The sequence below is a fragment of the Roseovarius sp. BRH_c41 genome, from assembly GCF_000961715.1.
Classification (GTDB): Bacteria; Pseudomonadota; Alphaproteobacteria; order Rhodobacterales; family Rhodobacteraceae; genus Roseovarius.
In genome coordinates this window covers 1-21,742 of record NZ_LADY01000026.1, presented here as the reverse complement: position 1 = coordinate 21,742, position 21,742 = coordinate 1, and the positions used below count along the sequence as shown (strand labels likewise).

Here is a 21,742-nt window from a genome sequence, read left to right as displayed (position 1 = left end):
GCTGTCGCTTACTGTTCTGCGGCCTTGGCCGTCAGTTTCCCAAGCCCGCCGGTCATCATCTTGATATAGTCAGCGTCGTCGTTGATCCCGGTGTCTTCAAACATATCCTCGGGGTCCTGATAGACGAGCCATGTCTCGCCCGCGCCATCCTGATAAACCAGCACTTTCATAGGTAAAAAGAGCCCTGCCACCGGGTCATCCTGCATCGCCGCCGTGCCCATTTTCGGGTTGCCGAAGATCAACACTTGTGAAGGATCAAGCGCCAGATCCACACTTGCGGCACCTTCCGCATGATCCACCCGTGCAAAGACCGTGGCCCCAGCACCGGTGACGGCCGCCTCCAAGCGGTCCATGGTCGTTGCGACGTCACTGGTGGATTTGACCTTGATGATGTCATCTTCATCACCGAGTGCAGGAAACGCAGTGAGAGTGATCGCGGCTGCGACAAGAAAACGCTTCATGGTAAACTCCTTCATTTGCAACTCTTTTATGGGTCATATCCTCTGGCATGTGAACCGATTTGCCCATAAACAACGGCGTGAAATCTTTGTAACAGCGGTAAAATGCTCAAGACCCGTATCATCCCCTGTCTCGATGTTGCCGATGGCCGCGTGGTCAAAGGTGTAAACTTTGTCGATCTGCGGGATGCAGGCGATCCAGTCGACGCCGCGCGTGCCTATGATGCAGCGGGGGCAGATGAACTTTGCTTTCTGGACATACACGCCACGCATGAAAATCGCGGCACAATGTTCGATGTGGTCCGGCGCACTGCTGAACACTGCTATATTCCGTTGACCGTAGGGGGCGGCGTGCGCAGTGCGCAGGATGTACGCGCTCTGCTCCTCGCAGGGGCGGACAAGGTCAGCTTCAACTCCGCCGCCGTGGCTGATCCCGATGTCGTAGCCCGTGCGGCCGATCAGTTTGGCAGCCAATGCATCGTTGTAGCCATCGACGCAAAGACAGTATCCCCCGGCAGATGGGAGATTTTCACCCATGGCGGGCGCAGGCCCACGGGCATTGACGCGGTGGACTTCGGGCGAACGGTTGCAGCCAAAGGCGCAGGTGAAATTCTGTTGACCTCGATGGACCGCGACGGCACACGCGCCGGCTTCAACATCCCTCTCACACGTGCGATTGCCGATGCGGTGCATATTCCCGTGATCGCCTCAGGAGGCGTTGGCACACTTGACCACCTCGTTGAAGGCGTGACCGAAGGCCATGCCTCGGCCGTCCTCGCCGCCTCGATCTTTCATTTCGGCACCTACACCATTGCAGAGGCCAAGGCGCATATGGCCGCCGCTGGCATTCCCATGAGGCTGGCCGCATGACGCTTGACGATCTCGCCCGTACCATCGCCGCGCGCGCAAGCGCAGATCCCGAGAGCAGTTGGACAGCAAAGCTGTTGGCCAAAGGCCCCGAGAAATGTGCCGAGAAGTTCGGGGAAGAAGCGATTGAGGCAATCATTGAGGCCGTTAAAGGCGACAGAACCCGTCTCACGTCAGAGGCCGCCGACGTCCTATTTCATCTTCTCGTCATGCTGCAATCGCGCAACGTCGCCCTATCTGATGTGATGGTCGAACTGGACCGCCGTCAGGGCAGCTCTGGAATCGCAGAAAAAGCCTCTCGTTCGAAAGACTAAGACATGATTCGCCATATCGTATTCTTTTCCGCCACCAACCCGGATGACGTTGAGCGCATTCGCGAGGGTCTGATGATGCTCGCCAGCATTCCGCATTCCACCCATTTCGAGGTGGGGCGCAACCTTCAGAGCGATGCCATCTCAGCCGAGCGGGTTGATTTGGTGGTCTATGCCGAATTCACGGATGAAACGGCCCTCGCCGCCTATAAGGCGGATCCGATTTACGCCGATTGCATTGCCTTGGTTCGCCCCTTGCGCGAATTGCGCATCGCTGCGGACTTCAAGTCTGACTAGGGCCGCGGTGCGGCCGCACGTCGCAGCCGGTCATTAATTGCACGCCCAAGCCCGATGTCCGGAATTGGAGAAACTGCGATACCCGCGACATCCAGTGCATCCAGCGCATGCAAATGACCAAAGAGATTGGCCGCAGCCTCTACCAGATCGCCGGACGGCGATAGATTGAGATCAGCGTCGATCGGGCCAAAGCCCAACAATACTTCACCCTCCTGCCGATCAGTCGCATTCAATCGCACGCGCACACCGGGGGCGTAATGTGAGTGCATCTGCCCCGGCGCGACAGGCGCATCGCCTGTTTGATAGAGTTCCAGATGCACGCCCAAAGCCGCTTCGAGCACTTCGCCTGGGATCCCTCCGGGACGCAACAAAGTGGGCGCGCCTGCGAGGCCGACGATGGTTGATTCCACGCCCACCGGACAGGCCTCGCCGTCTAACACGGCCTCAATCCGGCCAGAGAGACCTGCCAGAACATGTTCTGCCGAAGTCGGGCTGATCCGGCCTGAGGGGTTTGCAGAGGGCGCCGCCACAGGACCACCAAACTCTGCCAGCAAAGCATGTGCTATGGGATGTGCAGGCACGCGAATTGCGAGCGTTGGCAAGTCCGCAGTCACAAGGCGGGAAAGCCCACAACCGGGCTGCATCGGCAACACGAGCGTTAGGGGACCGGGCCAGAACGCGGAGGCGAGGATTTCCGCAGCATCCGACCACTCGACATATGTTTGCGCCATTGCGGCACTCTCAACATGCACGATCAGCGGGTTGAACCTAGGCCGTCCCTTGGCCTCGAATATCCGCGCTACGGCCAGATCGTTGCGTGCATCAGCCCCCAAACCGTAAACCGTCTCGGTTGGAAAGGCTACGAGTCCGCCCGCGCGCCAGATCTCTGCGGCGCTTGCAAATCCGGCCGGATCGGGGGAAAGAGAGCGCGTTTGCAACGAAGAGGCCTTTCTGACGCGGCGTAGCAGTTGAAGGTGCGCCGCGATGGATTACGCTAGGATCAGGATAGATTTCATACAGGGGTCGGGCGATGGTGCCAAGACACCCCGGCAGTCTCAGGAGATTTCAATGCCGTATCGCGCACCGGTTGAAGAGTATCAGTTCCTGTTCGACCATATCGTCGACCTTGCTCAGGTGGTCGCGACTGATCGCTTTGCTGAAGCCACACCGGACATGACAGCCGCAATCCTGTCCGAAGCGGGGCGGATGTGTGAAGAAGTGCTCTATCCGCTGCAACGCAAGGGGGACCTGCACCCCGCCCGACTCGAAAATGGCGTCGTGCGCACCTCGCCGGGCTATGCCGAGGGCTATCGCGTCATAGCTGACGGGGGCTGGGTGTCCATTAGTGCGCATCCCGATCATGGTGGCATGGGTCTTCCGATGACCGTGACCGCAGCAGTCAACGAAATGATGTCCTCTGCGTGTCTCTCGCTGCAACTCAACCCCTTGATGACGCAAGGGCAAATCGAGGCGTTGGAGCATCACGCCTCTGACGAACTACGGGCGGTTTACTTGCCCAAACTGGTCAGTGGCGAATGGTCTGGCACTATGAACCTGACCGAGCCACAGGCCGGGTCCGATGTGGGCGCATTGCGTTCCAAGGCCGAGGCCAACGCCGATGGAACCTACGCGATCACTGGGCAAAAAATCTATATCTCTTGGGGCGACAATGACTTTACTGAGAACGTTTGTCACCTTGTGCTCGCCCGCCTGCCGGATGGCGTGCAAGGGACCAAGGGAATCAGCCTCTTTCTCGTGCCTAAATTCATCCCCGATGAAAGCGGCAATCCTGGCAAACAAAACAGCCTCAAGGTGGTCAGTCTGGAACACAAGATGGGCCTGCATGGCAGCCCTACGGCAGTCATGCAGTATGATCGGGCAACCGGTTGGCTGGTGGGTAAACCGCATGACGGCATGCGCGCGATGTTCACCATGATGAATAATGCAAGGCTGGGCGTTGGGGGACAGGGCATCGGCGTTGCTGAAGGGGCCTATCAGCACGCGCTCGCCTATGCGATGGACCGCAAACAGGGGCGCACCCCCAGCGAGGCGGGTACTGGTAGCATCATAGAACATGCCGACGTGCGCCGAATGCTCGCTACCATGAAAGCCGACATTTTTGCCGCTCGTGCCATCGCACTGGCCTGCGCGCAGGCCATCGACTTGCAGACATCCACGGGCAAGACGCATTGGTCTTCGCGCGCGGCGTTCCTTACGCCCATTGCCAAGGCATTTGGCACCGACACCGGCATTGCTGTGGCCGAAATGGGAGTCCAGGTTCACGGTGGCATGGGTTTTATTGAGGAAACTGGCGCGGCGCAATATTATCGCGACGTGCGTGTCACGGCGATCTACGAGGGCACCAACGGTATTCAGGCCATGGATCTGGCCGCCCGCAAGCTGATGGATGGTGGCGAGGCTGCGCACGCAATCCTGGATGAAATCGAAGCGCAGGCCGAAACGGCCCGCAGCAGCCTGCCCGCACTGGCCGAACCCGTTTGGCAAGCCTCCGAAACACTGCGCGAGACGGTGGAATGGATGCTGGGGCAAAAGGATCTGAACCACCGTTTTGCCGGTGCAGCGCCATTTCTGCGCGGGTTTGCGCGTGTCCTAGGCGCACATTTTCACCTCAAGGCGGCACTGGCCGAGGGGGGCGATGGCCCCCGCACTCGGCTCGCAAGGTTCTATATTATGCGGCTACTGCCCGAACATGCTGGCCTTCTGGCCCATGCCGCGCAAGGAGCTGATGATCTCTATGCGCTAACCGCAGAGGATTTTGCAGCCTGATGGATGGCGGACAGATCATACACAGCCCTTGGGAAGATGCCCCTGCTTCCGGCAGCGCTACACAGGTCGCGCCGGGCGTCTTGTGGCTAAGACTGCCCCTGCCCATGGTCCTCGATCACGTCAATATCTATGCCTTGGATGAGGGTGACAGTTGGACCATCGTCGACACGGGCATCTACTCCAAACGGAGCATGGCGCTCTGGGAGGATATACTTGTCGGCCCCTTGCAGGGTCGCCCTGTCAGCCGGGTGATCCTGACCCATCACCATCCTGATCATATCGGCATGGCCGGCTGGTTGATGGATCGGTTCGGGGCCACGCTCTGGGCATCGCGCACCAGTTGGCTGATGGCGCGCATGTTGATCCTTGACGTCGAGGACCGACCGACCCCTCAGGCGCTTGCGTTTTCGCGTGCGGGTGGCATGGACCCTGACATCTATGAAACCCGCAAGGCGGAACGCCCCTACAACTTCTCGGATATTTGCGCCCCGATTCCGGTTGGGTATACCCGCGTCCAAGACGGTGAGGTCATCCGCGCAGGGGGGCGCGATTGGGACGTTCACATGGGGGGCGGGCATGCACCCGAGCATATCACTCTGTGGTCTCGCGAAGACAATCTGGTCATTGCGGGGGATCAGATTCTCCCATCTATCAGTCCCAATATTGGCGTCTATCCGACCGAGCCAGAGGCCGATCCGCTGACTGACTGGCTCTCTGCCTGTGACCGGCTGGCCGCTCATGCCCGCGACGATCACCTCGTCTTACCGGGGCACAAGCTGCCTTTCACCGGCTTGCCCTTTCGCATGCAACAATTGCGTGACAATCACCACGGCGCGCTCGACCGGTTGCGCGGTTTTCTGACAGAACCACGTACGGCAGCTGAATGCTTTCCACTTCTCTTCAAGCGTCGGATCGACGGAGGAACCTATGGGCTAGCCCTTGTCGAGGCCGTTGCGCATCTCAATCATTTGCGTCACGCTGGAGAAATAACGCGTTGGCGCCGCGCAGATGAGGCTTGGCTCTGGCAGATGAAGGGCAATTAATTCGGAAGGCTTTTGTCCGATGGACGACAAGATTCAAACGACGGCGGAACATGCCGAGGCCGACGCAATGCCCCGTGTTCATGAGGTACACTCCGACCCCAATCAACCCTGTATCCAGACGGCGGCCCTGGACCTTTCTCAAGGGCTGATGGCAGGCAAGAGTCAGGCGCAATGGGCCTATGAGAGATTGATTCTCTACATTGAGAATTTCGAGAAATCCCTCGACGAGGCACATGAGGTCGCGATGGGATTTGCCGGCAGCGACAGCGGCGTGATCCGGATCGAGGGGATGGGGTATTTTGAGCCCGACATCATAACCTTTTACGGGCAGGATCAAATGGGCATGCGCACCCAGTTGGTGCAACATGTGGGCCAGCTCAGCGTGATGCTTCGCGCCCTGCCCAAACAGATCGAAACAGCAGAGCCGAAACGTATCGGATTTCGCCTCGCCGAAGATCTGAACAAAGCCTAAGCCTGCGGCAGCTTAGGACGTGACAGGGTCTTTCAAATGGGCTATCCAACGGCGGAATTCGTACTGCAAGCAGCAAAGGACACGCGCGTGATGGCCGAGCATAAACATGGCGACATGAATATCGACGTTCAGGAAAAGACCTTTGATGGTTTCATCAAATGGGTGACCTATACGGCTGTGGTATGTATTGCGGTTCTCCTCTTCATTGCTGCGGTCAACGGTTGATAGGTCAAGAGCGGTTCCGGGCCGAGGGGAAGTGATGCGGTCTTTGGCTTTGGCGGTTGCCGCCTCTCTGACGCTTGCGGGCTGTGCCGCGGAATCGGTATGGGCGCCGGATGAAGAGGTGGCCCGCGCAGCCTATCGCCATGATGGTCCCCCGAGCCTGACTGTCTATACGATGATCAACAACAACAACGGATCGGGTGCGCATACATCCCTCATGATCAATGGATCGCAACGCGTGATCTTTGATCCTGCTGGGTCCTTCAACAAAGGCAAGCACTTGCCTGAGCGCAATGATGTGCTCTTTGGAATCACGCCTGCCGTCGAGGATGTCTACACCCGCTATCACGCGCGCAAGACCTACCGGGTTCAGATCCAGCGTCTTGATGTTTCTCCACAATTGGCCGAACGCGCTATGCAGCTTGTCAAAGGTGCCGGTCCTGTACCGCAGGCGCAATGTTCTTTGGCAACGTCTCAAATCCTAGCCGAACTTTTCCCCGGACAGGTGAGCAGCTCTTGGCTGCCGCGCAAAACAGCTGACGAGTTTGCGAAAGTTACCGGAGTTACCGGGGAAACGCTCTACGAATATGATGATGATGACAATTCAAACGTCCTTGCAGCGTGGGACCCGGAGCGCGCAAAGGCACAGTAGCGCCCGGCATGGTTCTATCTCGTGCGAGGGTCAAGACCGGGTCTTATGGTGAATGAATTCACATCCAGCAGGCAAAATCGTCCTGCACTCTGATCCTGAAAGACTTAAAAACCCCGCCCGTTTATCTCGGGCGGGGTTTTGCCGTGTGTTGGCAACGGGCTAGTTTTGGCCGCCGCCCATCACGGACAATCCACGTAGAATATCAATGGCATAGGCCAGTTGATAATCATCTTCGCGCAGTTTCGACGCCTGTTCGGCGCGGGCACGATCTTCTTCAATCTGCTTGATCTCATCCTCGGTTAGGCTGTCGTTGTTAAGACGTCCACGCAGATCCGCCTCAGAGCGGCCCGGCGGCGTGCTTGTCTCTTCCTCTTCCGTCTCCGGTGCGCGGCGGGGCTGTTCCACGAGGATATCAGGACTTACGCCGAGCGCCTGAATGGATCTGCCTGATGGCGTATAATAGCGTGAGGTTGTCAAGCGCATAGCGCCATTGCCACGCAGCGGCATGACCGTCTGGACCGACCCTTTGCCAAAGCTTTTCGTGCCGACAACAATTGCTCGATGGTGGTCCTGCAACGCCCCTGCAACGATTTCTGAGGCACTGGCTGAACCGCCATTGATCAACACTACGATGGGTTTGCCATTGGCAAGATCGCCCGGCGTGGCGTTGAACCGCTCGCCATCCTGTGGGTTACGTCCACGGGTGCTCACAATCTCGCCCTTGTCGAGGAAGGCATCGGAAACCTTGATCGCCTGAGTCAAAAGACCACCAGGATTGTTGCGCAGGTCAAGAATGATGCCGCTGACCTTGTCCGCGCCGCCCAGTTCCTCGACCTTTTCCGCCAGCCCGCTTTCAAGATTGGCATAGGTCTGATCGTTGAAGGTGGTCACACGCAGGACAACCGCATCCTGTTCTGCCCGGGCGCGTACCGCCGTAAGCTTGATCGTGTCACGGATGATTGAGACATCAAAGGGCTCTGGAGTTTCTTCGCGTACGACGGTGATGATGATCTCGCTGCCCACTGGGCCACGCATCAGATCAACCGCCTCGTCCAACGTAAGACCCAGCACGCTCGCGCCATCAACATGGGTGATGAAATCACCCGCCTCAATCCCCGCTTGATCCGCCGGAGTGCCATCCATCGGCGAGACGACTTTGACGAAACCGTCCTCTTGCGTGACTTCGATGCCAAGACCACCAAATTCGCCGCGCGTCTGTACCTGCATGTTCTCAGCGTCATCAGGCGAGAGGTAGCTGGAATGTGGGTCGAGCGACGTCAGCATTCCGTTGATCGCCGCCTCAATCAGATCCTTTGTCTCAACCTCTTCGACATATTGCGCGCGGATACGTTCGAAAATATCTCCAAAGAGATCAAGCTGTTCGTAGACGTTTTCTGTCGTTTCGGCCTCCTGCGCCAGCAGCGGTGCGGCCACCTGCGTCGTCACCACCGCGCCGGTCAGAATGCCAACGGAGGCAGCCATCAGGAATCTTTTCATATCTCAACCATCCTTATCGGTCTTGAACCACGTGAGCGGGTCCACTGGAGAATTGTCTTGCCGGACCTCTATATAGAGCGTTTGTGTTCGTCTGGCACCCGTATCCTGCGCATCGGCGGCAAGCAGCAGATCGCCCTCGGTCCCCGCTCCGCCCATCAGGCCGACCGGGCTTCCACCCGGCAGGACTTGCCCTGCCTGACCATAAACAACATCGAGACCTGCAAACACCAGCAAAATTCCGGCCTGCGGCTCCAGAATGATCACATTTCCGTAGTCGAGCAAGGGGCCGCGATACCGCACTGTGGTCGCACTTGGAGCGGTCACAAGCGCGCGTGGGCGGGTGGCCAGCAGGATGCCGGGTCGCACGACCCCTGCGGCATCGGCTTCGCCTGCGCGGTGCAGGATGATCCCCTCGGCGGGCAGTGGCAGGGAGCCCTTGCGTGCCGTGATATCAGGCAGGCTGCCCACGGCCTCGTCAACCGCTATCTGACTGAGACCACTGGCAAATCCCTCGAGGGTTTCGGTCGATGCAATCAGCAACGCCGTCCGAACCGGGTCTTCGGTGAAGCGGTGTGGCAGATCTGTGCGTTCCGCCATGGCGGTGCTGAGCGCTGTGCGCGCCTCTTGCACACCCTCGAGACCCTCTTGTAACGTGTCGGCGGCACTTTGTTGCAATATGCGCAGCACACTCAGTTCCTGAACCTGATCGCGCAACGCGAGGGCTTGGGAGTCCAGAGCTGGCGCGACTTCGGACAGGATCATACCCGCGCGCGCCGTGCCCACCGGACCTGAGGGGTGCATCAGGAGCACCGGCACCGGGGCATTTCCCATCGTCGAGAGCACGCCGAGTAGCTGAGCGATCTCATCCTCACGGGCTTGCAATTCAGCGCCAAGGGCACGCTCGCGCACGGAAGCGCGGCGCAGCCCGTCGCGCATCGCTTCGAGCCCGTCCTCGTAGGCTTTGATCACCTGTGTCAGCGCTTTGACGCGGTTTTGCGCGCCCTCAGCGTCCGCAAGAGCCTCTGCGGCGCGATTGAGCTGTTCTGCGGCTGACCGCGCCGCTGCGGCGGGGTCCTGTGCCGCAGTCGGCACAGCCAAGCTGCAGAGCAGGAACAGACCAAGCGCAGTCGAAAAGCGCCTCATGTCAAAAGTGTCTCCCCGGTCATTTCCTCAGGCTTTTCAAGGCCCATAAGTTCGAGAACCGTGGGGGCCAGATCGGCAAGCCGCCCACCTTGCCGCAAAGTTGCATTCTTGGGTCCGCCCACCAGAATGACCGGCACGGGATTGAGGGTATGGGCCGTATGGGGCCCGCCGGTTTCGGGATCGACCATCACCTCGCAATTGCCGTGATCGGCCGTGACGATCAACGTGCCCCCGACCTCATTGAGCGCCTCAATCGCGCGGCCCAAGCCCTTGTCCACGGCTTCACAGGCGGCCATTGCGGCTTTGAGATCGCCCGTGTGGCCGACCATATCGGGGTTGGCATAGTTGACGACGATCAGATCGTAGCGTCCTCGGATCGCCGCGACGAGTCGGGTCGTGACTTCTTCGGCGGACATTTCGGGTTTGAGATCGTAAGTCGCGACGTTTGGCGAAGGCGCCATATAGCGGTCTTCGCCGGGTTCGGGATGTTCCTTGCCGCCGTTCAGAAAGAAGGTAACATGCGGATATTTCTCGGTTTCTGCCAAGTGAAACTGGCGCAGCCCGCTCTGCGCCACCCACTCTGCAAGAGTGTTGACGATGTCGCGCGATGGAAAGACGGTTTCGAACCACGCGTTGTGCGTCTCGGAATATTCCACCATCCCCAGAAGGGCCGCCCAGTTCGGGCGCGCGCCACGCTCAAAGGCAGAAAACTCTGGATCAGCAATAGCTTGGAGGATTTCCCTCGCGCGATCTGCACGGAAGTTAAGGCAGAAGAGACCGTCGCCGTCGCGGGCGCCGAGATACTCGCCGATCACCGTGGCGGAGATGAATTCGTCCGTCTCAAACCGGGCGTAGGCGTTGCTGATCGCCATGCGCGGATCGGCGCAGCGGAGACCTCGACCCAAGACGATGGCCTCATAGGCTTCTTGCACGCGGGACCAGCGATTGTCGCGGTCCAGTGCAAAATAGCGCCCGGTCACCGTGGCAATTGTGACCTCCAATGGCATGATTTCACGTAGTTTTTCAAGTTGAACCCGTGCCGACTTTGGGGCCACGTCGCGGCCATCCGTGAGCGCATGCAAGAGCACCGGAACACCTGCGTCGGTCAGGGCTTTGGCCGCTGCGGCGATGTGATTGATATGACCGTGAACTCCGCCATCCGACATCAATCCGAGCAAATGCGCGCGCCCGCCGGTCGACTTCATTTTCTGAATAAAGGCTTGTAACTGTTTGTTTTCAAAGAACGATTTATCTTCTATCGCCAAGTCGATCTGGCCTAGATCCATGGCCACCACCCGGCCCGCGCCGATATTGGTGTGACCAACCTCTGAATTGCCCATCTGGCCGCGCGGCAAACCGACGTCCGGCCCGTGTGTGATCAGGGTCGCATGCGGGCATGAGGCCATAAGCCCATCAAAAACAGGGGTTTTTGCCAGATGCGGGGCATTGGCATCGGGGCAATCGCTGAGCCCCCAGCCATCGAGGATACACAGAACGACGGGTTTGGGCATACTCTCTCCAAGCGTGGTGTTGCCGCCTTCTAGCCTGTTGGGACCGCAGGGTGAAGCGGCTTTGCGGTCCTGTGCCTGTGTGTACAGGATGTCCGTTATGTACGCGGGTTTTGTACACATCCGGCGGCCCGCGTTCCACGAGGCAAAAGCGCGCCCTGCCCGCCGCGCTAACCTGATGTTAACCTGACCCCATCAAGCTGGCACCATGACAGCGATTCTCCTCTTCTTGATCTGCGGCGTCTTGATGCTGATGTCGGTCCGCCCGGCACAGGGTGGCTGCGCCTGCGCGGTCCGGTTCCGGTCTGACCTTGACCGCCGGGATCGCGACGCAATCGTGCCTGAAGATGTCGCCGCCTGTCCGGCCATGACCCTCGCATGGTTTACCAAGGCGGAACGGGCCATCATCTGGCAAGGCTTTGCAGCGTGGAGACCTTGCGGATTGTGCGGAATTCCGCTTGAACGGGCCAGCGGACAAGGAAAGGCGCCCGATGACAAGCTGGATCACCATCTGCGACACCTGCAAGCGCGAGGATTGGGACGCCACCACACATGCGCGCCCGCATGGCGAGGATCTGGCCGAACTGATCGAACGCGCCGCACAGGGGCGCGCGGATATTCGCACGCGGCGGGTTTCCTGCCTGATGGGCTGTGGGCAAGGGTGCAATGTGGCCATCCAAGGCGCGGGCAAACTGGCCTATACGCTGGGCAATTTCCCCCCTGACGCCGAGGCGGCGGAGGCGATTGTGACCTATGCCGGCCTGCATGCCGAGAGCAGCACCGGCCAAGTGCCCTACAAACAATGGCCGCAGGGCGTGAAAGGGCATTTCGTGACCCGCCACCCGCCCTTGCCCTCTGAGCCCGAGACATGACGTCCTTGGGTCGGGATCATGGGGGCCGGGATCATGGCGGGGGGATTGATGCGGCTCTGGCGCAATACGGCGGGACGCGGGCGGAGTGGCTCGACCTGTCGACCGGGATCAATCCCCTGCCCTATCCGGTGGGTGAGGTATCCTCGGAGGCTTGGAGCGCCCTGCCCGACCGCAGCGCGCAAGAGGCGCTGATCCGCGCCGCGCGCGACTTTTGGCAGGTGCCGGACGGGGTATCGGTGTTGGCCGCCCCCGGCGCCTCGGCGCTGATCGCGCGGTTGCCGGGGCTGCACGCGCCGGGTGTGGTGCATATTCCCGGCCCCACCTATAATGAACATGCCGCCAGTTTTCGCGCCCATGGGTGGCAGGTGATCGAGGAGCGCCACACCGAGCAACCCGTGCAGGCGCGGGTGATCGTGCATCCGAACAATCCGACCGGACAGTTTTACGGGGCGGAGGATCTGGGTGCCACCCTGACCGTGATCGACGAGAGCTTCTGTGATGTGGCCCCGGAGCGGTCGCTGCTGCGCCATGCGACGGTGCCGGGGGTGATCGTGCTCAAGAGTTTTGGCAAGTTCTGGGGTTTGGCTGGTCTGCGGCTCGGCTTTGCCATCGGGACGCCGGGGGATCTGGAGCGTTTGGCAGAGATGCAGGGACCTTGGGCGGTCTCTGGTCCGGCGCTGGAGATCGGGACGCGGGCGCTCTGCGATTCGGCTTGGGCGCGTGAGACGCGGGTGCGGCTGAATGAAGAGGCGGCGCGTCTTGATGCCTTGATGTGGCGCGCGGGGGCCGAAGCGGTGGGCGGCTGTGCCCTGTTTCGGCTCTACCGGGTGAGGTCGGCGACGCAGTGGCAGACCCGGCTGGCGGAGCGGCGGATTCTGGGCCGGGTGTTTCCCTATGCGGAGGATCTGATTCGGCTGGGCCTGCCAGGGCCGGATGGCTGGGCGCGGCTTGAGGCCGCGCTGTGACGCTTGTGCTGGCGATGCTGCTTGATGCGGCTCTCGGGGAGCCGCGCTTGCTCTGGGACAGGGTGCCGCATCCGGCGGTTTTGATGGGGCGGGCGGTGGGCTGGTGCGACCGGGTGCTCAATCGCGGGGCGCTGCGGCGCGCGCGCGGCGTGGCGGCGATGGCCGGCCTCGGACTGCTGGCCCTCGGACTGGGCTGGGCCCTTGCGCAATTGGGTCCGGTGGTGGAGGTCATCGTCGCTGCGATCGTGTTGGCGCAACGGTCGCTGGTTGATCATGTCGCCGCAGTGGCCCGCGATCTGCGGATCTCCTTGGGGGACGGACGCCGCGCGGTGGCGCAGATCGTGGGGCGCGATACCGGCGCAATGGAGGCGTCCGACGTGGCGCGCGGGGCCATCGAATCAGCGGCAGAGAACCTGAGCGACGGGGTCATTGCCCCGGCGTTCTGGTTTCTCATCGGGGGGCTGCCGGGGCTCTTGCTCTACAAGATCACCAACACCGCTGACAGTATGATCGGGTATCGGACGCCACGGCATGAGGCGTTCGGCTGGGCGGCGGCGCGGTTTGACGATCTGCTCAATCTGGTTCCCGCGCGGCTGACGGCGGGGCTCATTCTTGCGACGCATGGGATCTGGTCGCAGTGGGATCAGGTCGCGCAGGAGGCGCGGCACCACCGTTCGCCCAATGCCGGTTGGCCAGAGGCGGCGATGGCGCGGGCCCTAGGCGTGGCCCTGTCCGGCCCGCGCTCTTATCACGGCGCGCGGCAGGAGTTTCCCTATGTCAATGCGGACGGACAGCGCGACATCGGGGCCGTCGAGATCGAGGCCGCCTGCCGTGCGCTCTGGCGGACATGGGGCGCTGCGGTGGTGGCGGCGGGCGCGCTGGCCCTGGTGATCTAGAGGGTCAGCCAATCAGCATCTTGAGCCCTTGGGTCACGTCAGAGCGCACCGCGAGACGCAGGCTGGGCTCGTCCCCCGCCTTGAGCGCGGCGATGATGAGGCGGTGATAATGCGGCGGATCCTTGCGTCGCAGACGGCCATAGAGGGCGCGCATGGTGGGGCCAAGCTGAAGCCAGACGGTTTCGGCCATGGCCAGCATGGCCGGCGCTTGGGCGCGCAGATAGAGCGTGCGGTGAAATTCAAGATTGCGGCGGATATAGGCCACCGCGTCCTGACGGGCGATATCCTCGGACACGCGGGCGTTGATGCTCTGGAGGCGGTCGATGAGCGCGATATGGGCGCGTGGCAAGGCGCGGCTGGCCAGCTCCACCTCGATCAGAGAGCGCAGGGCGGCCAATTCTTCGATCCGCTCGCTGTTGAGTTCCGGTGTGGACACGCGACCCGAGCTAGACATCGTGAGCGCCCCCTCGGCGGAGAGGCGGCGCACGGCCTCGCGCGCAGGGGTCATGGAGACGCCGAATTCGGCACCAATGCCGCGCAGGGTCAGGGCCTGACCGGGGGCGATCTCGCCATGCATGATGCGCGAGCGCAGGCCGCGATAGACGCGGTCATGGGCCGAGGGAGAGGGATCGGGGCGCGGTGGGAGCAACATAGCGCTATGTGATCACAAATCGCGCGTCGGTCAATCGCTGAAACGATAGCGATGCAGCGCGCTGCCTTCGCGGCGCAGCCAGCCGCGCGGGGTTTCATAGTCGGGCATGAGGCGCGCGACCTCGGACCAGAACGCGGCCGAGTGATTCATCTGCGCCAGATGCGCCACTTCATGGGCGGCCACATACTCTAGAACCTTGGGCGGGGCCAGGATCAGACGCCAGGAATAGCTGAGCGCGCCGGTGGAGGAGCACGACCCCCAGCGCGAGCGCGTGTCGCGCAGGGTGAGACGGGTGTAGCGCCGCCCCAAGAGGCCCGCGTAATGATCCGAGGCCGCCGCGAGCCGGTCGCGGGCGCGCGTCTTGAGCCAGCCTTCGAGACGCGCGGCGACGGTATCGGCCGGGCCGGGCACGCAGATCTGCGCCGCCGCGCACGTCACCCGCCGCCCGGTGCCGGGCACGATGAGCAAAGTCTCGCCTTCGACGGGAAGATCGGAGCCAAGCCCCACGACCCTGTGATCGGGCCGCTCGGACAGGTGGCTGCGCAGCCAATCCGCCCGTGAGCGGGCAAAGGCCAGTGCCTCGGCCTCGGTCACGCCGCGCGGAATCGTCAACGTGACCCGCCCGTCGAGACCCGATACGCGCAGCGAAATCCGCCGCGCTCTTGGGCTGCGGCGCAGGCAGAGCTCAACAGGGGGGTTGCCCGCAAGCACGTGATGGCCCATATGACCTCCTGATTAGGGTCCGGGTGTCTCTGTCAAAGGCTTTGACAGCTGTTGATTGTTATGGCAGGGGACGCGGATCATCGACAAGTCCAGAGATTCAAAGGGGATCACCCATGCCCAAAGAAGAATGGGGCGTCAAGCGTATCTGCCCGACCACCGGCAAACGCTTTTACGACCTGAACAAGACCCCGATCGTCAGCCCCTACACGGGCGAGGTTGTGGAGCTGTCCACGAGCAAGACCCGCTCGATGACACCCGATGCCGAGGATGCGGAAACCAAGAAGCTGAAGTCCGGGAGCGTCATTGATGATGATGGCGATCTGCTGGATGATGATGACGTCGATGTCGAGTTGGATGATGATCTGCTCGAGGATGACGAGGACGAGGATGTGTCGCTTGACGACATCGCCGATGTGGCCTCGGACGACAACGATCTTTAATGATCCTGGGGCGGGATTTTCCACTTGATCCCGCCCGCCGCTTTGCTTAGAGAGCGGCGCACGGCCTGAGGGCCATACGGAATTGGGGCCTTAGCTCAGCTGGGAGAGCGCTTGCATGGCATGCAAGAGGTCAGGGGTTCGATCCCCCTAGGCTCCACCAATTCCGCAACTCCACACTTTTTTCTGCACATAAGTCAGCCGGCGACACAGGCGCGATGGCGGTTTTTTGCCATTTGCGTTTCATCCTGCGATAAACACTCTCTTCAAAGGCGTCCGGGGCGAGCCACTGAAATACAGTCCACGAAAGACGTGGAATTGCGGCAAATTCGGCGGGAGAATCCCTTGACGCGCCTGCGGTTTGGGCCTAAAGACCCCAAACGGAATTCGGGGCGCTGCCTGTGGTGGTGCCCGTTTGTGTTAAGAAGGGCCAGCACGCGCCCTCAGCAAGAACGAGGATGACCCCATGTCGCGCCGCTGTGAACTGACTGGAAAAGGCCCGATGGTTGGCAACAACTCCAGCCATGCAAATAACAAGACACGTCGTCGGTATCTGCCGAACCTGAACGACGTGACCCTGCAATCCGAGACCCTGAATCGCGGCATCAAGCTGCGGATCTCGGCGCATGCCCTGCGCAGCGTCGATCATCGTGGTGGTCTGGATGCATTTCTGGCCAAGGCCAAGGACGACGAGCTGTCGGCCACCGCGCTGAAGGTCAAGAAAGAGATTGCAAAGGCACAGGCCGTCGTCGCCTGAGGCCTGTGATCTAGAAGACTGGCGTGCAGCCCTGCCCAATGTGGCGGGGCTGTTTGCGTTTGTCGCTTGCCGAGCGTGACGGTGCGGGCCTATATCTCGGTCCCATGAGACAGCATCGCCCGATATTGGCCTTGGGCCTTTGCCTGCTTCTGGCACTGACGAGCCAGAGCCTTGCCGTGGCGCGCGGGGCCGCACAGCCCGTGGGCGAGATCGTGCTCTGCACCGGAACGGGTCCTGTGACGGTCACAGTGGATGGTGAGGGCCAGCCCGTCGTCACACCGCATCTCTGCCCGGATTGCCTGCCGGGGTTTGCCGTGGTTCTGGAGGCGCGCCCTGTCCTGACGGAGTGGCACGCGCCCGCGCGGCGTCTTTCGCTCACGACGGTCATCTCGGATGTGGTGACACGCAGCCTGCCTGCGGGCGTCGCACGGGCACCGCCCTTGGCGGTCTGACCCCCACGCCACTACTGACACACAGACCTGAAAGGAGCGACTGATGTCTCTCACATCCAAGCTATTCGCGGCGCTTGCCGCAACCGCCCTTGCCGCGCCCGCTCTGGCGCAGGAAATTCACGTGCTTGACACCTATGCCCGCAGCGCCAGCCCGACGGCCAAGACCGGCGCGGCCTTTATGCTGATCGAGAATATCGGCGATGCCGATGATCGTTTGATCGGCGCTGCCTCTCCCGCCGCACAGAAGGTGGAGTTGCACACCCATATCGAAGAGGGTGGCGTGATGAAGATGGTGCATGTCGAGGAAGGCTTTGCGGTGCCAGCCGGAGAGATGCTGGTGTTGCAGCGTGGTGGGGCGCATGTGATGATGATGGGTCTGACGGAGAGTTTCGAGCAGGGCATGATCGTGCCGCTGACGCTGGTCTTTGAAAAGTCCGGAGAGATCGTGGTTGATGTGCCTGTCGATTTGACGCGCAAGCCGGAAGACGGTCATGGCAAAGGCCATGGGACCGGGAACTGAGCCACGACAACCTGAGTGAGCGTCAAGGGTGAGTGGGCGCAGAGGGTATGGGGACATTGGACCTGTACGATAAGCCGCGCGGTGCCCGTCCGTCGGGTGGGCGCTGCACCACAGTCGGCTGTCACTTTATGCCTGCCAAATACATCCGCGCTATCAGTGTGTTGTGACGTCGCAAAAGCGCCCGCCCGGTGGGGCGGACGGGCGCTGCGCGGCGGCGCTTCGCGCCTTGATTCCGCGCTTTTGGGATTGGGGCGAATGTCCGCTTAGGGCCGAGACTGACCAGAGAAGTCCCATGCGCGCCGGGACACTCTCGCGGATCAGCCCACTGCGCGACCGGCGACCTTGTCGAGATGGGCGCGCAATTGCTCGGCCTCGTAGCGGGCCTCGCGCAGACCGTCCATTGTCGCGGCCAATTCGGCCTCGGTCTGGCTGATCTGGTTGGTCAGCTCCGCCTCGCGCTGTTGCAGATAGGTGATCGCCTGATCGCGGGTTTCTTCAGCCTCGTGCAGTTCCTGCGCCATGCGTTCGAGTTCGCCGACATCAGACCCCGGCACACGGATGAAGCGATGCACCAGCCAATTGGCGAACCAGCCCATGCAAAACGCCACAAAGAGGACGATGGCGGTCGCGATGATAAATTCGGTTCTGTTCATTCGGTGGGTTGGTCCTGCGTGGTCTCTTCGGCCTCAGTCCCTTCTTCCCCCGGTTCTTCGAGGCTTTCAAGCGCTGTTTGCTCATCTGGCACCGGCTCGGGCCGGATCAGGCGGAATTCGATGCGCCGGTTGGTCTCGCGGCCCTCTTCGGTCTCATTGTCGGCGATGGGGGTGCTCTCGCCGTAGCCCTTGGCGTCGAGCGACGAGGTGAGCACCCGGCGCAGGCGCAATTCATCCAGCACGGCGCGGGCGCGGGCGAGGCTGAGCTGCTCGTTCATTTCTTCGCGGCCCTGGCTGTCGGTATGGCCACCGATCACCATGGGAATTTCACCGCAGTCTTTGAGGATGTCGGCGATGTCATCCATGATCGCGGCGCCCTGCGCGTCGATGGTGGCCGATCCCGGCTCGAAGTTGATCTTGCGGGTGGATTGAATCTCGGCGATCTGCGCCTCGCATTCGTCTGGCGTGGGCAGGCCTGCCACCGGATCGAGCGCCTTCTTGTAGGTCACGTCGATCGAGTATTTCTCGGCTCCGCCCAATTTGTCCGAGAGGAACTGGGCGATTTCGGCGCTGGCGCTTTTGCGGCCTGTGTTGCCCTGGACGCTGAGATTGTCGGGGGTGACGGTGACGACCCCGTTGGACAGATAAGACAGCACCTCGAGCCCGGTCAAAACGCGGATGGACCAGTCGCGCGGCAGGCCCTCGGCGACGCGGGCGGTCAGATGCACCGCATTGGACGAAAACCGCGCCTTGGCAAAGCTGCGCACGGTTTCGCGGCTGGTTTCGCTGCCGACGCGGCCACGAATCAGCACTTGGCCTTCGGGCGAGAGCGTGGCCACAAATTCAGGCGCGACGGGTTCTGCGGTATCGGGGGGCGGCGGCAGGGTCGCGGTCAGGGCGAAGACATCGGGCAGATCGGCCTCGAGCTTGCCTGCGACATCGTCAAAGTCGCTTTGCGGGGTGCCTTCGGGGGCGAGAAGGGCGACATCGGCATCCGAGAAGGTGATCGAGCCACCGCCGAGGTCGGCGAGGGCCGCAATCGCCAGTTCGGCGGCACGTGCCCATTGTGGCGAGGGCACGCCCATGCCAACCACACAATCGGTCCGCTTTTGCATGCCCGCCTTGCCGGCCGCGCGCAGGATACGGTCGCGCGCCTCGTCGGTATCGGCGGAGCAGGCATCGAACCGCGCGCCCGTCCCGTCGATCACGAACCGCAGGGTAAAGGGCGTGATCACCGGACGGGGCGCCGAGATGGCCAGCGCAAGGCGCACATCGTCCGGGGCGCTGCGGGCCAGCTCTGTCTCGATCTGGCGCTGCGCCTCGGGGCTGTCGACCATGGCCGTGATCTCAACGCGCTCAGCGCTCACCGAGATTTTGGTCCGGGGCAGTTTGCCCAGCGAGCGCACGGCAAAGCGCAGCGCATCGGGCCAGGTTTCGGGATAGGGATAATCGGCGGCGTCCAGCAGGTCGGCCACAGGCACGTCATTGGTCGCAGAGGCGATATCCGCCAGAAGTTTGTCGCGGTCCGTGGCGGCGGGGACGAGGCCAATCAGAGAGATGCCGCTGTCATTCCGCAGGATTTCGATGGCAAAGCGCGGCGGCGCGATATCGGCCGCATCCTGCACCAGCATCTGGTCGATCACCCGCGCGGCATCGACCACGGTGCCCGCGAGCGAAAGCGCCTTGAAGCGGGTCGCCTCGGAGGGGGCGGTGCCCGCGAGGAAAAGCTGGAGTCCGTCGCTGTCGACATCAGCCCAGACAAGACCCGCGCGGTCGAGCGTGTCACGCACGGCACGGCGCGAGCTATCCTCGATGGCGCTGACGGCAAAGCCAGCGGCGACGACCGCAAGCACCGCTGCGCCGGCAAAAGTTCCTGCGATCGTGAAGGCGGATGATAAACGCATCGGGCAATGGCCAATTTATGAGTGCTGCCCACGTCTTTAGGCGTGCGGCGGGGTGAGTTCAATCACAGCAGACAGGCAACGGCGAAAAACGGCACAGGCAAGAGGCCTGCGTCACGGTTGGAGCGAAAGAGTTGAAGCAGCCACGCGGTATCGTCAAGACGCAAGTGGCGCATCTGGCGCTGCATATGCCAACCCATCGCCCAAGGGCCGCAGAGCGCCAGAAGGAGTGCGGTCAGCCGCGCGTCAGGCACCGCAAGAATGACCGCCACCGCCATCAACGACACTGTCGCCACCAGAAACCAGCGCAGCCAGCGGGGCGAGTTGTCCCCAAAGAGCCGCGCGGTGGATTTCACGCCGATCAGCGCATCGTCCTCGGCGTCTTGATGGGCATAGATCGTGTCATAAAACAGCGTCCAGGCGATGCCCGCGAAATAGAGGATCACCGCCGGGGCCTCCAGCCGCCCGGTGTGGGCGGTCCAGGCGAGGAGCGCGCCCCAGTTGAAGGCAAGGCCGAGAAAGACCTGCGGCCACCATGTAAAGCGTTTGGCAAAGGGATAGACCGCCACCGGCAGGAGCGACAGCACGCCCAGGGCAATCGCGGCGGTGTTGAAGGTCAGGAGGATGGCAAAGGCGATCAGCGCCTGAGCCGCCATCCAGATCAGCGCGCCGCGCACCGTGACCTGACCCGAGGGAATCGGGCGCGAGGCGGTGCGCGCCACGGAGCCGTCGATATGCCGGTCGGTGATGTCATTCCAGGTGCAGCCCGCGCCGCGCATGAGAAAGGCCCCAAGCGCACAGCCTGTGAAGATCCAGAGATCATGCCAGCTCGCCTGCCCGTCCGAGAGCATGGCCAGTGTAAGCCCCCACCAGCAGGGCAAGAGCAGGAGCCATGTGCCGATGGGCCGGTCCGCGCGCGCCAGCCGCAGATAGGGGCGTGTGGCGGCAGGGGCGAGACGGTCCACCCAATTGCCAGCATAGGCATCGGCCACCTGCCCCGTGGCCTCTGGCGTCTGGTTCTTTGCGGTCATATGTTGGCCCCATGAAAGCAGCGAAGATCAGGCTTTATCTAGAGCACCCGTTGGGGGAAGGGCAAACCATTCCTCTGACGCAACCACAGGCGCATTACCTTTTTGGGGTGATGCGGCAGGGCGTGAGCGATGCGGTTCTGGTGTTCAATGGTGAGGCCGGGGAATGGCGCGCCGAGGTGATCGAGGCGGGCAAGCGCGGGGGCATTTTGCAGATCGCGGAACAGACAGCACCGCAGCGTGATCCGCCCGACCTGTGGCTGATGTTCGCGCCGATCAAGAAGGCGCGCACCGATTTTATCGTCGAGAAAGCCGCTGAAATGGGGGCCGCCCGTATCATCCCGGTGCAAACCGAGTTTACAAATTCCGAGCGGATCAGACAGGATCGCTTGCAGGCGCATGCCGTCGAGGCCGCAGAGCAATGCGGCGGCACCTATGTGCCCGAGGTCAGCGATTTGCACCGGCTGGACCGGATGCTGGCGGATTGGCCGGAGGCGCGGCAGGTGATGTTCTGCGATGAGGCGCTGGCGGGGCGCGCGGAGGGGCTGGGCCGCGATCTGCCCCGCGGCGCGCCTTGGGCCATTCTGATCGGCCCCGAGGGTGGGTTTTCGGAGGCCGAGCGCGCGCGT

At 61.9% G+C, this 21,742-nt stretch carries 26 protein-coding genes and 1 tRNA gene; 17 read left to right on the top strand and 10 right to left on the bottom strand.

What is annotated here, in order from left to right:
• Nucleotides 1-8 precede the first annotated feature (8 nt).
• The gene (locus VR71_RS08605) at nt 9-461 is read right to left on the bottom strand and encodes a DUF302 domain-containing protein (protein ID WP_045683025.1); all 453 of its coding nucleotides are present in this window, start codon (nt 459-461) and stop codon (nt 9-11) included.
• Between the two features lie 102 nt (nt 462-563).
• Here VR71_RS08605 and hisF point away from each other — a divergent pair, with 102 nt between their 5' ends.
• Genes hisF through VR71_RS08590 form a run of 3 tightly spaced genes read left to right on the top strand, consistent with a single transcriptional unit; the run spans nt 564 to nt 1,933 of the window.
• On the top strand, nt 564-1,328 hold the full coding sequence (hisF, locus tag VR71_RS08600; protein ID WP_045683023.1) for an imidazole glycerol phosphate synthase subunit HisF: 765 nt from the start codon (nt 564-566) through the stop codon (nt 1,326-1,328).
• On the top strand, nt 1,325-1,639 hold the full coding sequence (locus VR71_RS08595; protein WP_009819208.1) for a phosphoribosyl-ATP diphosphatase: 315 nt from the start codon (nt 1,325-1,327) through the stop codon (nt 1,637-1,639). Before hisF ends, VR71_RS08595 begins: the two co-directional genes overlap by 4 nt.
• Before the next feature lie 3 nt (nt 1,640-1,642).
• Nucleotides 1,643-1,933, top strand: a complete 291-nt coding sequence (locus VR71_RS08590; protein ID WP_009819209.1) for a Dabb family protein — start codon at nt 1,643-1,645, stop codon at nt 1,931-1,933.
• Here VR71_RS08590 and VR71_RS08585 read toward each other — a convergent pair.
• On the bottom strand, nt 1,930-2,871 hold the full coding sequence (locus VR71_RS08585; RefSeq protein WP_045683021.1) for an L-threonylcarbamoyladenylate synthase: 942 nt from the start codon (nt 2,869-2,871) through the stop codon (nt 1,930-1,932). The genes VR71_RS08590 and VR71_RS08585 overlap by 4 nt on opposite strands.
• A 130-nt stretch (nt 2,872-3,001) precedes the next feature.
• On the opposite strand from VR71_RS08585, the gene VR71_RS08580 reads away from it, so the two are divergent.
• The 5 genes from VR71_RS08580 (at nt 3,002) to VR71_RS08560 (ending at nt 7,109) form a co-directional block, all read left to right on the top strand.
• Nucleotides 3,002-4,720: an acyl-CoA dehydrogenase gene (locus VR71_RS08580; protein ID WP_045683018.1), complete on the top strand. Its 1,719-nt coding sequence runs from the start codon at nt 3,002-3,004 to the stop codon at nt 4,718-4,720.
• The gene (locus VR71_RS08575) at nt 4,720-5,763 is read left to right on the top strand and encodes an MBL fold metallo-hydrolase (RefSeq protein WP_045683017.1); all 1,044 of its coding nucleotides are present in this window, start codon (nt 4,720-4,722) and stop codon (nt 5,761-5,763) included. Before VR71_RS08580 ends, VR71_RS08575 begins: the two co-directional genes overlap by 1 nt.
• Nucleotides 5,764-5,782: 19 nt before the next feature.
• Nucleotides 5,783-6,235 (top strand): DUF6173 family protein, encoded by a 453-nt coding sequence (locus tag VR71_RS08570; protein ID WP_009819213.1) that lies wholly within the window; start codon nt 5,783-5,785, stop codon nt 6,233-6,235.
• A gap of 36 nt (nt 6,236-6,271) precedes the next feature.
• Entirely contained in the window at nt 6,272-6,460 is a 189-nt protein-coding gene (locus tag VR71_RS08565; protein ID WP_009819214.1) for an aa3-type cytochrome c oxidase subunit IV, read from the top strand.
• 118 nt (nt 6,461-6,578) lie between these two features.
• Nucleotides 6,579-7,109, top strand: a complete 531-nt coding sequence (locus VR71_RS08560; RefSeq protein ID WP_296430108.1) for a hypothetical protein — start codon at nt 6,579-6,581, stop codon at nt 7,107-7,109.
• Nucleotides 7,110-7,268: 159 nt separating this feature from the next.
• On the opposite strand, the gene VR71_RS08555 is transcribed toward VR71_RS08560, so the two are convergent.
• The 3 genes from VR71_RS08555 to gpmI are packed head-to-tail and all read right to left on the bottom strand — an operon-like array spanning nt 7,269 to nt 11,260.
• Nucleotides 7,269-8,606 carry a S41 family peptidase gene (locus VR71_RS08555; RefSeq protein ID WP_009819216.1) on the bottom strand — a complete coding sequence of 446 codons (1,338 nt, stop codon included), beginning with the start codon at nt 8,604-8,606 and terminating at the stop codon, nt 7,269-7,271.
• Between the two features lie 3 nt (nt 8,607-8,609).
• On the bottom strand, nt 8,610-9,749 hold the full coding sequence (locus tag VR71_RS08550; RefSeq protein ID WP_045683014.1) for a peptidoglycan DD-metalloendopeptidase family protein: 1,140 nt from the start codon (nt 9,747-9,749) through the stop codon (nt 8,610-8,612).
• Entirely contained in the window at nt 9,746-11,260 is a 1,515-nt protein-coding gene (gpmI, locus tag VR71_RS08545; RefSeq protein WP_045683013.1) for a 2,3-bisphosphoglycerate-independent phosphoglycerate mutase, read from the bottom strand. Before gpmI ends, VR71_RS08550 begins: the two co-directional genes overlap by 4 nt.
• Nucleotides 11,261-11,748: 488 nt before the next feature.
• Between gpmI and VR71_RS08535 the strand changes: the two genes are divergently transcribed.
• Genes VR71_RS08535 through cbiB form a run of 3 tightly spaced genes read left to right on the top strand, consistent with a single transcriptional unit; the run spans nt 11,749 to nt 13,990 of the window.
• Nucleotides 11,749-12,129, top strand: coding sequence for a DUF1636 domain-containing protein (locus VR71_RS08535; protein WP_045683006.1), 381 nt, complete (start codon nt 11,749-11,751; stop codon nt 12,127-12,129).
• A complete protein-coding gene (gene cobD, locus VR71_RS08530) occupies nt 12,126-13,094 on the top strand; it encodes a threonine-phosphate decarboxylase CobD (protein ID WP_045682999.1) in 969 nt (322 codons plus the stop codon). The genes VR71_RS08535 and cobD overlap by 4 nt, the downstream gene beginning before the upstream one ends.
• Nucleotides 13,095-13,108: 14 nt before the next feature.
• Nucleotides 13,109-13,990, top strand: a complete 882-nt coding sequence (cbiB, locus tag VR71_RS08525) for an adenosylcobinamide-phosphate synthase CbiB (protein ID WP_045683242.1) — start codon at nt 13,109-13,111, stop codon at nt 13,988-13,990.
• Nucleotides 13,991-13,994: 4 nt separating this feature from the next.
• Here cbiB and VR71_RS08520 read toward each other — a convergent pair whose 3' ends face one another.
• Complete coding sequence (locus VR71_RS08520; RefSeq protein WP_009819222.1) at nt 13,995-14,642, bottom strand: GntR family transcriptional regulator; 648 nt, start codon at nt 14,640-14,642, stop codon at nt 13,995-13,997.
• Nucleotides 14,643-14,672: 30 nt separating this feature from the next.
• Nucleotides 14,673-15,365 carry a M48 family metallopeptidase gene (locus tag VR71_RS08515; protein WP_045682976.1) on the bottom strand — a complete coding sequence of 231 codons (693 nt, stop codon included), beginning with the start codon at nt 15,363-15,365 and terminating at the stop codon, nt 14,673-14,675.
• A 113-nt stretch (nt 15,366-15,478) separates the two neighbouring features.
• Between VR71_RS08515 and VR71_RS08510 the strand changes: the two genes are divergently transcribed.
• The 5 genes from VR71_RS08510 (at nt 15,479) to VR71_RS08490 (ending at nt 17,531) form a co-directional block, all read left to right on the top strand.
• The gene (locus tag VR71_RS08510) at nt 15,479-15,805 is read left to right on the top strand and encodes a TIGR02300 family protein (RefSeq protein ID WP_009819224.1); all 327 of its coding nucleotides are present in this window, start codon (nt 15,479-15,481) and stop codon (nt 15,803-15,805) included.
• Nucleotides 15,806-15,889: 84 nt separating this feature from the next.
• A tRNA-Ala gene (locus tag VR71_RS08505) sits at nt 15,890-15,965 on the top strand.
• A 303-nt stretch (nt 15,966-16,268) separates the two neighbouring features.
• Nucleotides 16,269-16,559, top strand: a complete 291-nt coding sequence (gene rpmB / locus VR71_RS08500) for a 50S ribosomal protein L28 (RefSeq protein WP_009819225.1) — start codon at nt 16,269-16,271, stop codon at nt 16,557-16,559.
• A gap of 104 nt (nt 16,560-16,663) precedes the next feature.
• Nucleotides 16,664-17,011 (top strand): hypothetical protein, encoded by a 348-nt coding sequence (locus tag VR71_RS08495; protein ID WP_045683241.1) that lies wholly within the window; start codon nt 16,664-16,666, stop codon nt 17,009-17,011.
• 43 nt (nt 17,012-17,054) lie between these two features.
• Nucleotides 17,055-17,531 (top strand): copper chaperone PCu(A)C, encoded by a 477-nt coding sequence (locus VR71_RS08490; protein ID WP_009819227.1) that lies wholly within the window; start codon nt 17,055-17,057, stop codon nt 17,529-17,531.
• Between the two features lie 317 nt (nt 17,532-17,848).
• On the opposite strand, the gene VR71_RS08485 is transcribed toward VR71_RS08490, so the two are convergent.
• The 3 genes from VR71_RS08485 to ubiA all read right to left on the bottom strand — a co-directional run bounded on the left by VR71_RS08485 (nt 17,849) and on the right by ubiA (nt 21,116).
• Nucleotides 17,849-18,184, bottom strand: a complete 336-nt coding sequence (locus VR71_RS08485) for a hypothetical protein (RefSeq protein ID WP_045682974.1) — start codon at nt 18,182-18,184, stop codon at nt 17,849-17,851.
• A complete protein-coding gene (locus VR71_RS08480; RefSeq protein ID WP_045682971.1) occupies nt 18,181-20,088 on the bottom strand; it encodes an OmpA family protein in 1,908 nt (635 codons plus the stop codon). The genes VR71_RS08485 and VR71_RS08480 overlap by 4 nt, the downstream gene beginning before the upstream one ends.
• A 62-nt stretch (nt 20,089-20,150) precedes the next feature.
• Nucleotides 20,151-21,116: a 4-hydroxybenzoate octaprenyltransferase gene (ubiA, locus tag VR71_RS08475; protein ID WP_045682969.1), complete on the bottom strand. Its 966-nt coding sequence runs from the start codon at nt 21,114-21,116 to the stop codon at nt 20,151-20,153.
• Between the two features lie 11 nt (nt 21,117-21,127).
• Between ubiA and VR71_RS08470 the strand changes: the two genes are divergently transcribed.
• The coding region (locus VR71_RS08470; RefSeq protein ID WP_045682968.1) for a 16S rRNA (uracil(1498)-N(3))-methyltransferase at nt 21,128-21,742 on the top strand (615 nt) is incomplete at its 3' end.

Excerpts from the sequence above, each read along its gene's own strand:
- hisF (WP_045683023.1), top strand. The coding sequence starts at position 564 with ATGCTCAAGACCCGTATCATCCCCTGTCTCGATGTTGCCGATGGCCGC.
- VR71_RS08485 (WP_045682974.1), bottom strand. The coding sequence starts at position 18,184 with ATGAACAGAACCGAATTTATCATCGCGACCGCCATCGTCCTCTTTGTG.
- VR71_RS08595 (WP_009819208.1), top strand. The coding sequence starts at position 1,325 with ATGACGCTTGACGATCTCGCCCGTACCATCGCCGCGCGCGCAAGCGCA.
- VR71_RS08580 (WP_045683018.1), top strand. The coding sequence starts at position 3,002 with ATGCCGTATCGCGCACCGGTTGAAGAGTATCAGTTCCTGTTCGACCAT.
- VR71_RS08575 (WP_045683017.1), top strand. The coding sequence starts at position 4,720 with ATGGATGGCGGACAGATCATACACAGCCCTTGGGAAGATGCCCCTGCT.
- VR71_RS08605 (WP_045683025.1), bottom strand. The coding sequence starts at position 461 with ATGAAGCGTTTTCTTGTCGCAGCCGCGATCACTCTCACTGCGTTTCCT.
- gpmI (WP_045683013.1), bottom strand. The coding sequence starts at position 11,260 with ATGCCCAAACCCGTCGTTCTGTGTATCCTCGATGGCTGGGGGCTCAGC.
- VR71_RS08520 (WP_009819222.1), bottom strand. The coding sequence starts at position 14,642 with ATGTTGCTCCCACCGCGCCCCGATCCCTCTCCCTCGGCCCATGACCGC.
- VR71_RS08535 (WP_045683006.1), top strand. The coding sequence starts at position 11,749 with ATGACAAGCTGGATCACCATCTGCGACACCTGCAAGCGCGAGGATTGG.
- VR71_RS08495 (WP_045683241.1), top strand. The coding sequence starts at position 16,664 with ATGAGACAGCATCGCCCGATATTGGCCTTGGGCCTTTGCCTGCTTCTG.
- VR71_RS08565 (WP_009819214.1), top strand. The coding sequence starts at position 6,272 with ATGGGCTATCCAACGGCGGAATTCGTACTGCAAGCAGCAAAGGACACG.
- ubiA (WP_045682969.1), bottom strand. The coding sequence starts at position 21,116 with ATGACCGCAAAGAACCAGACGCCAGAGGCCACGGGGCAGGTGGCCGAT.
- VR71_RS08590 (WP_009819209.1), top strand. The coding sequence starts at position 1,643 with ATGATTCGCCATATCGTATTCTTTTCCGCCACCAACCCGGATGACGTT.
- rpmB (WP_009819225.1), top strand. The coding sequence starts at position 16,269 with ATGTCGCGCCGCTGTGAACTGACTGGAAAAGGCCCGATGGTTGGCAAC.
- VR71_RS08510 (WP_009819224.1), top strand. The coding sequence starts at position 15,479 with ATGCCCAAAGAAGAATGGGGCGTCAAGCGTATCTGCCCGACCACCGGC.
- cbiB (WP_045683242.1), top strand. The coding sequence starts at position 13,109 with ATGCTGCTTGATGCGGCTCTCGGGGAGCCGCGCTTGCTCTGGGACAGG.
- VR71_RS08515 (WP_045682976.1), bottom strand. The coding sequence starts at position 15,365 with ATGGGCCATCACGTGCTTGCGGGCAACCCCCCTGTTGAGCTCTGCCTG.
- VR71_RS08490 (WP_009819227.1), top strand. The coding sequence starts at position 17,055 with ATGTCTCTCACATCCAAGCTATTCGCGGCGCTTGCCGCAACCGCCCTT.
- VR71_RS08480 (WP_045682971.1), bottom strand. The coding sequence starts at position 20,088 with ATGCGTTTATCATCCGCCTTCACGATCGCAGGAACTTTTGCCGGCGCA.
- VR71_RS08555 (WP_009819216.1), bottom strand. The coding sequence starts at position 8,606 with ATGAAAAGATTCCTGATGGCTGCCTCCGTTGGCATTCTGACCGGCGCG.
- cobD (WP_045682999.1), top strand. The coding sequence starts at position 12,126 with ATGACGTCCTTGGGTCGGGATCATGGGGGCCGGGATCATGGCGGGGGG.
- VR71_RS08550 (WP_045683014.1), bottom strand. The coding sequence starts at position 9,749 with ATGAGGCGCTTTTCGACTGCGCTTGGTCTGTTCCTGCTCTGCAGCTTG.
- VR71_RS08570 (WP_009819213.1), top strand. The coding sequence starts at position 5,783 with ATGGACGACAAGATTCAAACGACGGCGGAACATGCCGAGGCCGACGCA.